Origin of the sequence: Microbacterium testaceum (assembly GCF_020781835.1) — a bacterium.
In the GTDB taxonomy this organism is placed as follows: domain Bacteria; phylum Actinomycetota; class Actinomycetes; order Actinomycetales; family Microbacteriaceae; genus Microbacterium; species Microbacterium testaceum_H.
On the sequence record NZ_JAJGNJ010000002.1, the window covers coordinates 244,891 to 260,141 of the forward strand.

Sequence of the window (15,251 nt, forward strand, 5' to 3'; positions counted from 1 at the left end):
TGCGCAATATGAGCACAAAGCGACCGGGGGGTGCGTCGTGATCGTCTCCCTGCGAGCGTCGTGACGTTCTGCGAGACGACGACGTTCGCAAGGAGGAGCTGTGATGACGGAGCCTACGCCCCCCATCGTCCGCGATCACGCGCCCACGCCCCCGACCCCCCGGAGTCGGTGGATCGGCCGTGCCGTCGGCGGAGCGGTCGCCGTGACGGCGATCGCGGTCGCCGCGTACGGGTCGGTCACCTCGGCCGCCGCCGGCGACGACATCCACGCGTCGATGACGATCATCGCGCCGGCCGCGGCCGGCGGCGGGTGGGACGGCGTGGCCCGAGAGCTGCAGCAGGCGCAGAAGGCCAACGGGCTCGTCAACAACGTGCAGGTGGTGAACATGCCGGGTGCCGGCGGCACGATCGCCCTCGGCAACGTGTCGGTGCTGAGCGGGCAGGCGAACAATCTGCTCGTCGGAGGCACGGGTCTGCTGGCCGCGACCGTGCAGTTCGACTCCGCGGCGACGCTGGACGACGTCACCCCTCTGGCCGTGATGGTGGAGGAGTACGACGTCATCGTCGTACCGGCGGACTCGCCGTTCCAGACGCTGGACGACCTCGTGCAGGCGTGGAAGGCCGACCCGCGGGCGCTCCCGTGGACGGGCGGAGGATCCTTCGACCAGCTCGTCGTCGCGGACCTGGCGCTCGCCGCGGGCATCACGCCCGCCGACATGACGTACATCTCGTCCGACGGCGGTGGGGAGGCCATCCAGGCGCTTCTCAACGGCACCGCTCAGGCGGCCGCGGGCGGCTACCCCGACAACATCGACCAGATCGAGTCGGGACGGCTGCGCGCCCTCGCCCTCGTCGCCGACGAACCCCTGGAGGGCGTCGACATCCCGACCGCCGCGGAGCAGGGCTACGACGTGAACCTCACGAACTGGCGCATGCTCGCCGCCCCGAGCGGGCTGAGCGACGAGCAGGTGGGCGACCTGACCGAGCTGGTGCTCGAGTCGACCGCGACCCCCGAGTGGGCCGACGCCCGCGCGCGCTACCACTGGACCGAGCGTCTCATCACGGGCGAGGACCTCACGGCGTTCCTCGCCGAGGAGCGTTCCCGCATCGAGCGACTGTACGAGGAGATGGGCCTGTGATGCCGTCGAACAACCCGACATCCGTCTCGGCGGTGGTGGGGAACAGGCTGCGATTCCACCGCGGTCGCGGGGCGTCCGGGATCGCCAAGGCGCTCGCCATGCCGTTGGTGCTCGCGGCCTTCGCGACGTACCTCGTCTACGGCATCGTCACCATGAAGGTGCCGCCCGCCGCCGCGTTCCCGGGGCCGCAGTTCTTCCCGGGCCTCATCGCCGCAGGGCTCTACGTCTTCGCCGTGATCCTCGGGATCGGCGCGGTGAGGGCGCTCGCCGCGAGCCCGACGACGGATGCGGGAGAGTCGGGCGAGCGCTCGGTCGGCGTCGACTGGCGGTCGTTCGCCTGGGTCGTGGGGTCGTTCCTCGCGTTCTCCTTCCTCCTCGGCATCCTGGGGTGGATCATCGCCGCGGCGCTGCTGTTCGCGGGGATCGCCCGCGGGTTCGGGCACGTCCGGCCGTTGTTCGCGCTGTTGGTCGGCGTGACGATCAGCTCCCTCACCTACATCGCGTTCGACATGGGCCTGGGTCTCTCCCTGCCCTCCGGCATCCTGGGATGGAGCTTCTGACATGGACGTTCTCGCTCTCCTCGGCGAAGGCTTCGCCGGTGCCCTGACCTGGCAGAACCTCATCTGGGTGCTCCTGGGCTGCGTACTGGGCACCGCGGTCGGCGTCATGCCCGGTCTCGGCTCCTCCATGGCGGTCGCACTGCTCCTGCCGGTCACCTTCTCCCTCGACCCGACCGCGGCGTTCATCATGTTCTCCGGCGTGTACTTCGGCGGGCTGTTCGGCGACTCCATCACCGGCATCCTGCTGAACACCCCCGGGCAGGCCTCAGCGATCGCCTCGACGTTCGAGGGGCACAAGATGGCCCTGAACGGGCGGGCCGCCCAGGCCCTCGCCACCGCCGCGATCGGCGCCTTCATCGGCGGCATCGTGGCGTCGGTGCTCCTGGTGTTCTTCGCTCCCCTCCTCGCCGACCTGTCGAGCAGCTTCGGCCCGGCCGAGTTCTTCGCGCTGGCGATCTTCGCCTTCGCCGCGACATCGTCGGTCGTCACCGACAACGCCGTGAAGGGCCTCGCGTCGCTGTTCCTGGGCCTCGGTATCGCCGTCATCGGCGTCGACGGCGTCTCGGGCGCGCCGCGTTTCACGCTGGATTCGCCCAACCTCTTCGACGGCATCTCGCTCGTGACCGTGACCGTCGGCATCCTGGCGCTCGGCGAGGTCATCTACGTCGCATCCCTCGAACGCCACATCTCGAACAAGACGATGATCCGACCCACCGGTCGCCCGTGGCTGTCGCGCAAGGAACTGAGGGAGGCCACGCCGGCGTGGCTGCGGGGCACCGCGATCGGTCTGCCCTTCGGTGTGATCCCCGCCGGCGGGTCGGAGATCCCGACCTTCCTCGCCTACGGCATCGAGAAGCGCCTCGACGCCCGGCGCACGAAGCCGCGCTTCGGCACGGGCGCGATCCGGGGCCTCGCGGCCCCCGAGGCAGCGGGCAACTCCACGACGGGTATGGCGATGGGGTCGCTGCTGGCGCTCGGTCTGCCGATCTCGGCGACCGCGGCGATCATGCTCGCGGCGTTCCGCCAGTACGGACTGCAGCCGGGACCGCTGCTGTTCGAGCGGGCGCCCGATCTCGTGTGGGCGCTCATCGCGAGCTTCTTCCTCGCGATGGTCGTGCTGCTGATCCTGAACCTGCCGTTCGCGATGCTGTGGGCGAAGCTCCTGCTCATCCCGCGTCCGTACCTGTACGCCTCCATCGCGGTCTTCTGCGGCCTGGGCATCTACGCCACGTCGGGTGCGACGTTCGATCTGCTCATGCTGCTGGGCATCGGCCTGCTCGGCTTCCTGCTGCGCACGAACGACTACCCGCTCGCACCGCTCATCATCGGCATGGTGCTGGGGCCGCTGGCCGAGACGAGCCTTCGGGATGCCGCGATGAGCGCCAACGGCGACCTCACGACGCTCGTGCAGAGCCCGATCGCGCTGGCGATCTACGCGGTGCTCGCGGTGGTGCTGGTCTTCGCGATCCGCAACCGCGTGGTGGCCCGTCGGGCACCGGCGGACAGCCCCGACCGCGAGAGCGTGGACGCGGGCGGGCAGCGCGACGCGACGTCGCGCTGACGTCCCCGCTGCTGTGTCAGCGGGTGTCGGCCGGGTGCGTCCCGGTGACGAGGGGGACCCGGCCTCCCGCCCGTGCGGTCAGCGCCGCACCGCTCGCAGCAGCGCCTCACCCGCGGCCGCGATCGCCGTGGTGCACGCCAGTGCCACCGCGATCGTGACCAGCGCGGCCGCGGGGCCCGTGGCATCCAGGGCCGACCCGGCGATCACGCCGCCGATCGGCACGCCCAGCGACATCGCCGCGGTCGGGTAGGCGAGGGTCTCGGTGACGCGGCCCTCGGGTGCGCGGGCGGATGCCACGAGGATGCCCGACAGCATCACGGGCGAGATCATGAGACCGAGCGCCAGGATCGCGATGAAGAGCACCGGCACCGACCCCTGGGTCACGGGCAGCGCGAGCGCGACGACGGCGGCGGCCGCGCCGAAGCCGATGAACCGCGCGATCGGCGACAAGGTCCAGGCCCGCGCTCCCGTGATCACCGACCCCACGGCGATCGCGAGCGCGAGCGCGCTGAAGGCCGGACCCGCGAGCCACGGGCGGCCATCCACCTCGGCCCAGCCGACGAGCGTGACGTCGAAGGCGCCGAAGACCCCGCCCAGCGCGATGCAGGCGAGGGCCACCGGCACGACGCCGGCGGGGGGCAGCACGAACCGGGGGCGGCCCACGGTGCCGCTCCGCGCGGGCTCGGTACGGCGCTGGGATGCCAGCCACACCCCGCCGACGACACCGAGGGCGAGCGAGCCGAGCATCGCCACGGCCGGGTCGAGGGCGGCGGCGACGGCGGTGATGACCGGCGGCCCCGAGATGAAGACCATCTGATCGCCGATGGTCTCCAGCGCCAGCGCGTGCGTGCGCTGCGATTCCGGCGCGAGCACCGTCCACCGGGCGCGGACCGCCGAAGTGAGGTCGGGCGTCGATGCGCCGCTCGCGAACGCGGCGATGAGCCATGTCCAGAACGGCGCCGCCGTCAGCACGAGGGCGAGCAGGGCGGATGCCGACAGCACGAGGCATCCGAGAGAGATCAGGATGACGCGGGCTTGACCGTGCCGGTCCATGCGCGAGGACCACAGCGGGGCGGCCACCGCCATGCCGACGACGAGCGGGGCGACGACCACCCCGGCCGCGCCGAAGCTCCCGGTCGCGGCCGAGACGAGCAGGATGATGCCGAGCGACAGCGTCGCCCGCGGGAAGCGGGCCAGGATACCGGCCGCGACGAACGCCCGTGCCCCGGGCAGACGCAGCACCTGCCCGTAGGCGCGGATGCCCGTCGCTTCGGCCGCGACGCTCATGCGGGACCCTCCTGCGCGGGCGCATAACTCCGGCGGGAGGGTGGATGCCGGGTGTGGGGGCCGGTGGCGGCGGGGGTGTGCCGGAGGTGTGCGGCGTTGGCGGAGGGGGCGCCCGGCCGTGCACAACTCCGGCGGATGGGCCCGCTCACCTCCCCGGGCAGGAGCGAGGCTCCCCACCGCAGGAGTTGTGACCGCCCGGCGTGCACCCCGGTCACGCGACGTAGTCGAATCGGCTGATCTCCTCGAGCGCCTCGACCACGAACGACACGCTCTGCTCGAACAACTCGGCGCCGTGGGCGGCGTTCGCGCCCGTCGGGTCGCCGAGCACCCCCGTGGGGCCGAAGTCGTTGGAGAGCCACCCGAAGGTCACGGGCTTGCCGTTGAACCCGATGTGCCGGAAGTCGCCGATGTGCGCCGGCACGGTCGCCTCGAACTTCGTCGCGTCCACGAGCTCGGGGCGCAGGTGCATGATCATGCTCGTCTCGCCGTGCCCCGCGTGGATGCCGGTGCCGTGCTCGTCGGGACCGCCGTCGGTGCCGTCGAACGAGGGCACGCGTGCGGCGGGCATGAAGAACGTGCGCAGACCGAACCGCCGTCGCAGCTCGCGGTTCGCGACGTTGAGCAGCGCCACGTTGCCGCCGTGGCCGTTGAGGAACACCAGGGTGCGAGCGCGCGTGGTCAGCAGAGAGCGGCCGATGTCCACCACCGTCTGCATCATCGTCTCGGGCGTGAGCCACAGCGTGCCCGGCGCCCACGAATGCTCGTCCGACTTCGTGACCGACAGCGTCGGCAGCTGCCAGACGTCGAGACCCTGCGCGGCGGCGCGCGCGACGGCGGCCGTGGCGGATGCCTCGGCGACGATGGCATCCGTCGCCAGCGGCAGGTGCGGACCGTGGTGCTCGATCGCGCCCGTGGGCAGGACGAGGATCGACTTCTCGGTGAGGGCCTCGGCGGCGGCGGGCCCGCTCAGTTCGGCGAGAAGACGGGTCATCGGATCGCGCCCTTGCGCGGGCCCGCGTAGGTCGGGTCGAGCTTGCCGGGGTTCAGCAGCCCGTTCGGGTCGGTCACGCGCGCGGTCTCGGCGGTCTGCTCGACGTTGAAGTCGACGTTCCACTGGTGCGGGTTGTGCACGCCGACGCCGAGGGCGTTCAGGTCGGCGATGCCGCGGTAGACCTCCTCCTCGCTGACGTACGGCGCGGCGAGCATGCCGATCGGGTGCTGCTTGGTCGACTCGATGTGGAGCTTCCCGCCGGGGAAGACGGCTTCGACGGCCTCGACGTTCTCGGACAGGGGCATCCCCGCCACCTCGAGGTGGAACACCTCGTGCGGCTGGCTCTTCTGATACCACTCGATCGGGTGGTTGTAGCTGAGCATCGACAGTCGGATGCTGGCCTGCGGCCCCTCGCGCACGGCCTCGACGCGGCCGCCCGCGCCCTCGACGATCGCGGTCACGGTGTCGATGAGCGACGCGTCGATGATCGCGCGCAGGCTCGACCGCCCCTCGGGGATGGCCTCGTCGGAGGGGAGGGCCGCGGCGATCTCGGGCCCGTCACCCGACACCAGGCGGGGGGTGGGGTCGAGGTTGCCGATGGTCTGCAGCACCGACAGCGTGCCGGAGAAATCGGGGAAGCTGGCCCACAGGCCGCGCCACTCCCGCAGCGGCTCGAGCCGCACGGTCGCGCGCACGATGACGCCCGCGGTGCCGTAGTTGTGCACGTACTTCTGGGCTTCGTCGCCCTCGACGTGGACGATGTCGGCGCTGCCGTCGGCGTGGACGACATCGAGTGCGGCGACGAAGCCGCGGTCGTTCGAGCCGTGCTCGATCGACCCGGTGCCGCCGGAGCCGCCGGAGAGGAAGCCGCCGAGCGTGGACTGCGCCGTCGAGGGGTACATCCACAGCGCCTGGCCCGCGGCCCACGCAGCCTGCTCGAGCAGCACCATCGGCGCACCCGCCTCGGCGGTGATGTAGCCGTCGCCGACCTCGACGATGGCCTTCGCGCGGGTGGTGTCGATGACGAGACCGCCGTGCATCGGGATGGCCTGGCCGTAGTTGCCGGTGCCCTTGCCTCGCACCGTGACGGGCACACCGTGCCGCGCGGCCGCGGCGACCGCGATCGCGATCTGCTCGGCATCCGCGGGGAACACCACGAGGTCGGCGAGGCCGAGGGGGAGCTTGGCCGCGATGATCGGGGACATCGGTGACCCGTCGATGCTGGCGCGCTCACGCACGCGCGGTTCGGTGCTGACGGCGGCGGGACCGAGCAGGTCGAGCAGGTCGTCCTCGAGGGAGAGGACGCGGGTGGCGGTGTCGCTCATGGATGTCTCCGGGTGACGCGGATGGGTGGGTGCCGGGCGGGCGCGGCGGGTGGATGCGAGGGCGGGTCGGGGGTCGGAAGACCGGGGCGGCCCGGCCCGCACGAGGCGGACCGGGCCGGGTCGGTCAGAACGAGATCGAGGTGTCGATGAACTCGTTCGTGTACAGGTCGGCCGGGGTGTAGCCGTCCGCGGGCGGGGTGCCCAGGTCGGTGTAGACCTTGCTGGCCTTGTCGAAGAAGTCCTCGAAGCGGGCGTCGTCGAAGTTGCCGTACGTGGAGTCGGGGCCGTTGCCGACGAGGCCCAGGTCGACCTGGGTCTCCACCGAGTAGTCGGCCACGCCCTGCGTGTAGGTCCAGCCGGTGTCGTAGTCCTCGACGAGCTTCAGGATGAGGTCGTTCGCGGCCGTCGGGTCCTCGTAGTACGCCACGCCCGCCTTCTGCAGCACGGGGACGAGCTTGGTCAGGCACGGCGAGAGCTCTTCGAACTGGTCGGCCTTCACCGACATCGACGACTGGTAGGTCTGCCATCCGGCGTCGTGGATGAGGGCGAACTCCACCGGCTTGCCCCAGGCCGAGACCTCGTTTTGGTAGACGTACGGCTCAGCCGACGCGAAGCCCTGCTGCATGTCCTTGCCGCCGGCGGCGACGAAGTTCGACGGGGTGCCGTCGTACGAGCCGTCCAGCACGTCCGCGCTGGCGAGACCGGCGCTCTTGAGGTACTCGATGTACGCCGAGCCGTCGAAGTAGCGCCACACGCCGCCGTTCGCCTCGAGTGCGGGCTTGACGTCCTCGATCGTCTTGACGTCGGGGTAGGTCTCGGGGTCCCACATGACCATGGTGGGGCTGATGTCCAGCGGCGCCATGACGGCCTTGGTGGGGGTCGTGCTCGAGAGCTGGATGGCCTCGTCGGTGCTGACGTAGCCGAGGGTGATCTTGTCGTCCTGGTACATCTGCGCCGAGACGGTCTGGAAGCCGATCGCGGGGCCGCCCGCGCGGATCTCGAGGTCCACGCCGGTGTACTCGCCGTCCGACATGAGCGGACCGGTGACCGCCTTGGTGTTGGCGTCGATCGTGTAGTCGTCCTTGATCATCTCGTAGAGGTGGCCGTGCTCGGCCTCCGGGTTCCAGTCGGTCTGGACGACGATCGTCGCGGGGCAGTCGGCCGACAGGTCGACCGAGCCGACGGCGAGGTCGGCGGACGGTTCCGACTGCTCCGCGGCGCTGCCTGCGCACGAGGTGAGCGTGAGGGCGATCGCGAACGCGCCGGTGACGGCGGTGCCGCGGACGAGGGTGCTGCGCTTCATGCTGTTTCGCTTTCTGTGACGGGTGGAGCTCTCGGGTACGGAAGGTGGTGCAGGAGGGGTCGGATGCCGCGGCCGCGGGCACGCCCGAGGGCGCGGTGCCGTGGCATCCGGAGTCTGTGCGGTGCGGGTGCGGGGCGAAGCCCGTCGGGGTCAGCGCGCTGCGTCGTACCAGCGGCCGACGGCGACCTTCGACAACCAGCCGAAGAAGGCGAAGATGACCACGCCGAGGAGGCACGCCGCGAGGATCGAGGCGAACAGCTCGGCGCTCTGCAGACGCGACTGGTAGTTGGAGATGAGGGAGCCGATGCCCGGTTCGCCACGGCGGAAGAAGTAGTCGCCGACGATCGCGCCGATCACCGAGAGGCCGGCCGAGGTGCGCATGCCGACGAAGATCGACGGGAGCGCGGCGGGGAGGGTGAGCTTGGTGAGCACCGTCCACTTGTTGGCCTTCTGCAGGCGGAAGAGCTCTCGCTGCGACTTGTCCACCGACTGCAGGCCGAACAGGGTGTTCGAGACCATCGGGAACAGGGCGATCAGGATGCAGACGATGACGCGGGCGAGGAACTCGTAGCCGAACCAGAAGCCGACCAGCGGCACGAGCGCGAGGATCGGGATGCACTGCAGGATCACCGCGTAGGCGTACGTGCTGCGCTCGACCCAGCGGGCCAGGGACATCGCGATGGCCCACCCGATGCCGATGACCATCGCGATCGCGAGGCCGGTGAGGGCGACGCCGGTGGTGCGGAACAGCGCGGTCCAGATGTCGATGCTGACCTGCGGCTCGAAGAAGCCCTTGGTGAACATCTCGTGCGGCATCGGGAGCAGGAAGCCCTTGCCGGTGGCGTTGAGGACGCCCGAGACGACGTACCAGACGCCCACGAGCACGGCGAGGACGCCGAGCGGGGGGCCCGCGAGGATCAGGGCACGGGCGACCGGACCGCGACCGCGGGACGGGGCCTTGGCGGACGCGTCCACGGGCGGAACGGGGCCGGATGCCGTGGGCTCGGACGTCTCGGAGACGACCGGCTCTGCAGAGGTGGTGCTCATGAGTGTCCTTCCCGGAGGGCGTGGGAGACCTCGCCGACGAGTTTGGCGAACTCGCCCGTGTAGCGGATCTCGGGGTCGCGCGGCATGTCGAAGGGGACCTCGAAGGTGTCGACGAGGTGGCCGGGGCGACCTGACATCACGACGACCTTGGTGGAGAGGTAGACCGCTTCGGAGACCGAGTGGGTGATGAACAGTCCGCCGAACTTCTGCTCGACGAAGATCTTCAGCAGCTCGTCGTTCAGGCGCTCGCGGGTGATCTCGTCGAGGGCGCCGAACGGCTCGTCGAAGAGGAACAGCTCGGGGTCGAGCGTGAGCGAGCGGGCCAGGGAGGCGCGCATCTTCATGCCGCCCGACATCTGCTTGGGCAGGTGCTTCTCGAAGCCGGTGAGGCCGACCAGGTCGATCGCCCACTTCGCCTTCGGGGTGCGCACCCGCTTGGGCTGCCAGTTGAGCTCGGCGAGCAGCTCGACGTTGGACTGCACGTCGCGCCAGGGCAGAAGCGTCGCGTCCTGGAAGACGTAGCCGATGCGATCGGTGTTGACCGTCGCGGTGCCTTCGCTCGCGGACTCGAGGCCCGAGGCGATGCGCAGCAGGGTCGACTTGCCGCAGCCCGAGGGGCCGACGACGCTGACGAACTCGCCGCGCTGGACGACGAGGTCGACGCCCGAGAGAGCGGTGGTGCCGTTGGGGAACGTCATGGCGACGTTCCGGAAGTCCAGCAGCGGCGCGGTGGGACCCGCGAGTGTGGCTGCCGGGGAGGGGGAGGCGAGGGTCACAGAACGCTCACTTTCCGGTCGGGACGAGGGTCGGAAGCGCCGGCGCGGACGCGTCGGCGATCGGTGCGGGTGTGGCGGTGGGGGCGGCGATGCGGGTCGAGACGGTGGTGCGGGCGACCACGCGTCCGCGGTGGAGCACGACGCGGTCGGCCGAGGCGAAGGCGACGACCTCGCCGATCGAGTCGGCGCGGACGGCGACGAGGTCGGCGCGGGCGCCGGGGACGGGGCCAGCCGCCGGGAGCCCCATGACGTCGCGGGCTCCGGTGGTGACGGCGTCCATCGCCTCCTCGGGGGCGAGGTGCCCCGCGGCGACGAGGAGGGAGGCGGTCTCGAGGTGATCGCAGCGGCCGACGGGGTTGAACGGGTCGCGCACGTTGTCGCCGCCGGCCGCCACGCGCACGCCCGCGGCCTTCAGGCGCCCGATCGGCGCGCTGCCGCGCGGCACGGCGCGGTCGGCATCCCACCCCTGCAGGTAGAGGTTGGTGATCGGAAGGGCGATGATCCCGATGTCGGCGGCGCGCACCTCCTCCGTGAGCGACGCGAGGTCCTCGGTCGGCATCATGCTCAGGCGCACGCAGTGGCCCGCGGTCCGCGGGCGGTGCCACCCTGTGACGGCCCGCGCGTAGGCGGCGAGGGTGTCGGCGCCCGCGAGGCTCTCGTCGGTGTGCAGGTCGATGCCGACGTCGCGGCGTCGGGCGAGGGCGACGAGGCGCTCGAGATCGGCGACCGGGTCGTCGGCGAGGTGCGGGGCGCCGCCGACGAGATCGATGCCGGCATCGAGGGCGGCATCGAACACCGCGTCGGGCACGGTCGGCCCGCCGAGGGCGACGAGCTCGATGTCCATGAGGCCGCGAAGCTCCTCGCGCAGTCGCACGAGTGCCCGGACACCGATCAGCGCGTCCTCGCCGTGCAGCAGATCGACGTGCGTACGGACGGCGGTGATCCCGGATGCCAGCATCCGCAGCGCCGTGGACCGGGCCCGGTCGAGCGTGTCCTCTTCGTCGAGCGTCATCGCGAAGGCGTGCCAGCTCTCGATCGCGCGCTCGAGGTCGCCGAACGGTGGCCGGATGGCATCCCACGACTGCGACTTGTCGAGGTGCCCGTGCGGCTCCGCACCGGCGGCGGTGACGACGTACCCCGTGAGGTCGAGGGTCTCGCCTCCGGTCTCGGGCAGCGGGCTTCCGGCCGGGACCACCGCGACGACCGTCTCGCCGTCGATCGCGATGTCCACGAGCGCGCCGGTGGCCAGACGCGCGTTGCGGATCGCGGTGATCGAGGCGGGTGGTGCGGCGGACACGAAGACCTCCGGGAAGTGAGAGAAGGGATGCCACGTCATCGAGGCCTTCGCCGTCGGGAGCGGCGTTCCAGTGTTGGTGTGACCAACATCCGGGCTGTTTCCGATGCTAGGAACCGGTCGTTTCCGCCGTATTTCCCGCTCGTGACCCTCGTGACAAACCTCGGCACCCGCGCGCGTCGGGGTCGAAACCAGGGGGAGCGATGAGAACAGGGCGGTGGGGCCGGATCGCCCCGTTCTGGGCTCATCGCCTGTTCTGCGCGCGACCCGGCTGAGCAGTCGGTGCCGGATGCCAGGGCTCAGGCGCGTGCGCCGAAAGCCTCGTGCGCCTCGCGGTAGATGACGTCGATGCGGTCGACGTGCCGGTCGAAGTCGAGACCGGCGGCGCTCGCCGCCGCACCCGCGGTGACCGTCTCGAGCAGCGAGGCGTCGGCGGCCAGACGGCGGAGCGCCTCCGAGAACGCCGCGGGCGTGGCCTCGGCCGACACGACACCGTTCTCCCCGTCGACCACCAGCTCGCCGGCGGCGGCGGGTGTGGCCACGACGGGGCGGCCGAGCAGCAGGCTCTCGGCGATGACGAGGCCGAAGGTCTCGGGCCACAGCGAGGGGAACACCAGCGCCGTCGCCGAGCGGATCAACGCCCCCTTGGCCTCGGCATCCACCCATCCGACGTACTCCACGCTCCCGCCCGCGGCGGCCTGGACGGCGTCCCGCTCCGGTCCGTCGCCGGCGATGACCAGGTCGGCGTCGAGCCGCGCGTCGACCCACGCGCGCAGCAGCAGACCGATGCCCTTGGACTGCTGCAGTCGGCCGAGGAACACGAAGCGGGGTCGCGGAGGAGGCTCGATGTCGAGGTCGGGCGACGGCGGAGCGGGCCACCCGTGGGGAACGACGCGGCTGAGCGCCCGGCCGGCACGGAAACCCAGCTGGGCATGGCGAAGACGGGTCCGTTCGCTCGGGAACACGATCGCGGTCGTCCGCCGCGCGGACATCTCCACCACCCGCGCTCGGAAACGTTGGACGGGGTCGAGGCGGGGTGGCAGCACACCGTTGCGGAGGGTCGTCGACGTCGTATCGACGAGGCAGAAGTCGTGGGCGGTGTGGACGACCGGGGTGCGGAGCGCGCGCAGGACGCTCGCTCCCACGCCCTGGAACCGGTGCACGTGCACCACGTCGCGGTCGTCCTGCACGCGCCGATAGGAGCGCGGGCGGATGACGCCGTGGACGACGTCGAGCGCGTGGAACAGCGCACGGGACAGGGGCGACGACCCGTGCCGATCCGGCGGGTACGGCCGCCAGGTCGGGCGCACGACCACCCGGACGCCTGCCGCGGACGCCCGCGCGATGCTGTCGGCATCCGCGACCGCCGTGACGATCTCGACGTCGTGGCCGCGCGCGCACTGCGCGGCCACGAGCGAGAACACGTACGCCTCTGCGCCGCCCCAGGGGGTGACGAACGTGCTGTGGAGGTGGGTGATCTTCACGGTGGCCTGCCCTCCCTCCGGGCGGACGGGACCGCCGCCGCGAACACAGTACGAGGGGCGCTTCCGCTGCCCTGGCGCCGTCGCCCCATCGTCTGCGCAGGGAGAGCGGTGTTCACACGCGACGTCGCGACCCTGCTGCCCTCGGTTCACCCGCCCGGTCGGGTTCCGGATGCCGACCGGGCCGCGTCGGCGGCTCGGCAGGCTGGTGACTCGTGCCGACCGCGCGGCACGAAGGGGAGGGTGCATGCGGATCGTCAGTCTGTCTCCGGTCGTGCCGTACGACGGCATCCCGCACGCGGGCGGTCAGTACCTGCTGCGGCATCTGCGCGCGCTGCGCGAACTCGGGCATCGCGTCACCGTCGTGTCGTTCGACGACCGTGACAACCGGGCCGCCGCCGAGAGCCTCGCGGGGCTCGTCGACGTCGTGCTCGTGCCCGTCCCCCACCCGCGCACGGCGGCCGCTCGTCGGCTCGTCGACATCCTCGAGCGGCAGGAGCAGCGCGTGTTCCCGGTGCGCCCGGTCGCGCGACGACGGCGCGCACTGCGGCGCAGCGCCGCGGCGCGCGCCGCGCTCGCCGGCGCCGACGCGGTCGAGTACCAGTGGACCGAGTCCGGTTGGCTCGGGCTGCGCCGCCGCCCGGCGGGCTCGGCGCCCCACGTCGTCGTCGCCCACGACGTCGTGCTGCAGAGCTACGAGCGTTTCCTCGCCGCCGCGGGGACGGGCCGGCATCCGCGTGTCCTGCTCGCCCGATGGCGGCGCGCGAGCGTGCGCCGTGACGAGCGCCGCATCTACCGTCACGCCGATGCCGTGCTCACCTTCAGCGCCAAGGACTCCGCGCTGGTCCGCCGGATCGCCGGAGTCGGGACTCCCGCCGTCGTCGTGCGTCCGCCGCTCGCGGACGGGGTGGAACTCCGGCCGCGCACGGGTGATCCGGTGCCGACCGTGCTCTTCGTCGGGGCTTTCGATCGCTCGGTCAACTCCGAGGCGGCCCTGTGGACCATGGCCGACATCGCTCCGTTGGTGCTGGCGGTGCATCCCGACGCGCGGTTCGTCTTCGCCGGTGCGCGCCCGACGCCGGGTATGCGACGTGCGGCGGCCGCGCGCCCCGAGTCGTTCGTCGTCACCGGACGCGTCGAGTCGGTCGACGCGGTGTACGCCGCGGCCGACGTCGTCCTCGTGCCGCTGCGGGCCGGGGCCGGGGTGAAGTTCAAGACGGTCGAGGCGATGGTGCGCGGCATCCCGGTGGTGTCGACGGGGGTCGGGATCGAGGGCATCGTCGACGACCGCATCCGGGCGTTCGCGGTCGCGGACGACGCGCGCGGGCTCGCATCCGGGCTGCTGCGCGCCCTCGCCGATCCGGACGCCGCGCGGCGGGAGGCGCTGCGCTCCCGCGCCGCCGTCGCGGACGAGTTCTCGGGCGGCGCGTTCCGACGCTCGCTCGCCGATGTCTATCGAGGAGGCCGACCGTGAGCGGTCCCCGGCCCACCGTCACCGGCGCGACGGTCACTTACGGATCCCGGCACGACTCGTGCCTCGCGGTCGTGAGGCGCATGCTCGAGGCCGGTGTCGCGACGGTCCTCGTCGTCGACAACGGCTCCGCGCCGGCGGCCGCGGTCGCGCTCGATGCCGCCGCCGCGGAGAGCGGGGGACGCATCGTCGTGCACCGGATGCCGCGCAACGAGGGATCTGCGCCGGCCTTCGCCGCCGCGATCGCCGCCGCGCGCGACGCGGGCACCGAGTACGTCTGGCTCCTCGACGACGACAACCTGCCCGAACCCGGCGCGCTGGAGCGTCTGCTCTCGGCCGACCGCGTGCTGCGCGAGGCCGGCGTCGGCCTGACGGCGGTGGCCCCGCTGCGGGTCCCCGACGCCGAGCCCGCGACGATCGCCGAGGTCTCGGTGGTCGAGAGCGCGCGCGAGAGTCCACGCGAGGCGATCTCGTTCGCGGGGGTCGAGGCGGGCCTGTTCGCCCGGCGTCTCCTCGAGCGCCTGGGCCTGCGCCGGTCGAGACCGCGCGCCGTGGGCGCCGATCTCGCGTACGCCCCGTACGGAGGACTGCTGGTGCGGGCGGTCGTGCTGCGCGCGATCGGTCTTCCGCGCGCCGACTTCGTGCTGTACGGCGACGACCTCGAGTACACCTCCCGCATCGTCGCGCGCGGCGGGCGTCTGGGTCACGTGCGCGACGCGGTGGTCGTCGACCCTCGCGGGGAGCGGTGGATGCCACCGGGCTTCGAGGTGCGGGCGATGTTCCTGTCGACCAACCCGGCGCTGCTGTACTACTTCCTGCGCAACCGCGTGCACCGCGAACTGGGCACGGGGCGGCGGTGGGGCGTCGCGCGGGTGGTGAACGCGGCGTTGTTCCTGGTGCTGTGCGTCGGCTGCGCGGTCGTGACGCGACGGTGGCGCCCGCTGCGCGTCATCCACCGGGCCGTCGGCGACGCGAGGGCCGGCCGACTGGGACGCCAGGTGGAGATCTAGCCTCGAG

Annotated in this window: 13 protein-coding genes; 5 read left to right on the top strand and 8 right to left on the bottom strand. The window is 71.9% G+C overall.

Translation table 11 applies throughout. The features are described from left to right. Positions 1-103 precede the first annotated feature (103 nt). The 3 genes from LL239_RS03740 to LL239_RS03750 are packed head-to-tail and all read left to right on the top strand — an operon-like array spanning position 104 to position 3,259. Positions 104-1,138, top strand: coding sequence for a tripartite tricarboxylate transporter substrate binding protein (locus LL239_RS03740; RefSeq protein WP_228162325.1), 1,035 nt, complete (start codon positions 104-106; stop codon positions 1,136-1,138). Further along, on the top strand, positions 1,138-1,698 hold the full coding sequence (locus tag LL239_RS03745) for a tripartite tricarboxylate transporter TctB family protein (RefSeq protein ID WP_228162326.1): 561 nt from the start codon (positions 1,138-1,140) through the stop codon (positions 1,696-1,698). Before LL239_RS03740 ends, LL239_RS03745 begins: the two co-directional genes overlap by 1 nt. 1 nt (position 1,699) lies before the next feature. Beyond that, complete coding sequence (locus LL239_RS03750) at positions 1,700-3,259, top strand: tripartite tricarboxylate transporter permease (RefSeq protein ID WP_228162107.1); 1,560 nt, start codon at positions 1,700-1,702, stop codon at positions 3,257-3,259. Positions 3,260-3,337: 78 nt separating this feature from the next. Here LL239_RS03750 and LL239_RS03755 read toward each other — a convergent pair whose 3' ends face one another. The 8 genes from LL239_RS03755 to LL239_RS03790 form a co-directional block, all read right to left on the bottom strand. Next, positions 3,338-4,546 carry an MFS transporter gene (locus LL239_RS03755; protein WP_228162108.1) on the bottom strand — a complete coding sequence of 403 codons (1,209 nt, stop codon included), beginning with the start codon at positions 4,544-4,546 and terminating at the stop codon, positions 3,338-3,340. Positions 4,547-4,757: 211 nt separating this feature from the next. Further along, positions 4,758-5,537: a creatininase family protein gene (locus tag LL239_RS03760; RefSeq protein ID WP_228162109.1), complete on the bottom strand. Its 780-nt coding sequence runs from the start codon at positions 5,535-5,537 to the stop codon at positions 4,758-4,760. Further along, the gene (locus tag LL239_RS03765) at positions 5,534-6,862 is read right to left on the bottom strand and encodes an FAD-binding oxidoreductase (RefSeq protein WP_228162110.1); all 1,329 of its coding nucleotides are present in this window, start codon (positions 6,860-6,862) and stop codon (positions 5,534-5,536) included. The genes LL239_RS03760 and LL239_RS03765 overlap by 4 nt, the downstream gene beginning before the upstream one ends. A 124-nt stretch (positions 6,863-6,986) precedes the next feature. Next, positions 6,987-8,165, bottom strand: a complete 1,179-nt coding sequence (locus tag LL239_RS03770) for an ABC transporter substrate-binding protein (protein ID WP_228162111.1) — start codon at positions 8,163-8,165, stop codon at positions 6,987-6,989. 150 nt (positions 8,166-8,315) lie between these two features. Continuing rightward, positions 8,316-9,212, bottom strand: coding sequence for an ABC transporter permease (locus LL239_RS03775; protein ID WP_228162112.1), 897 nt, complete (start codon positions 9,210-9,212; stop codon positions 8,316-8,318). Then, positions 9,209-9,988 carry an ABC transporter ATP-binding protein gene (locus LL239_RS03780; protein ID WP_228162113.1) on the bottom strand — a complete coding sequence of 260 codons (780 nt, stop codon included), beginning with the start codon at positions 9,986-9,988 and terminating at the stop codon, positions 9,209-9,211. The genes LL239_RS03775 and LL239_RS03780 overlap by 4 nt, the downstream gene beginning before the upstream one ends. Positions 9,989-9,995: 7 nt before the next feature. Continuing rightward, positions 9,996-11,324, bottom strand: a complete 1,329-nt coding sequence (locus LL239_RS03785; RefSeq protein ID WP_228162114.1) for an amidohydrolase family protein — start codon at positions 11,322-11,324, stop codon at positions 9,996-9,998. 257 nt (positions 11,325-11,581) lie between these two features. Further along, positions 11,582-12,766, bottom strand: a complete 1,185-nt coding sequence (locus tag LL239_RS03790; protein WP_228162115.1) for a glycosyltransferase — start codon at positions 12,764-12,766, stop codon at positions 11,582-11,584. A gap of 244 nt (positions 12,767-13,010) precedes the next feature. On the opposite strand from LL239_RS03790, the gene LL239_RS03795 reads away from it, so the two are divergent. Together LL239_RS03795 and LL239_RS03800 are read left to right on the top strand one after the other, a co-directional pair. After that, complete coding sequence (locus LL239_RS03795; protein ID WP_228162116.1) at positions 13,011-14,237, top strand: glycosyltransferase family 4 protein; 1,227 nt, start codon at positions 13,011-13,013, stop codon at positions 14,235-14,237. After that, positions 14,234-15,244: a glycosyltransferase gene (locus LL239_RS03800; protein WP_228162117.1), complete on the top strand. Its 1,011-nt coding sequence runs from the start codon at positions 14,234-14,236 to the stop codon at positions 15,242-15,244. The genes LL239_RS03795 and LL239_RS03800 overlap by 4 nt, the downstream gene beginning before the upstream one ends. Positions 15,245-15,251 lie beyond the last annotated feature (7 nt).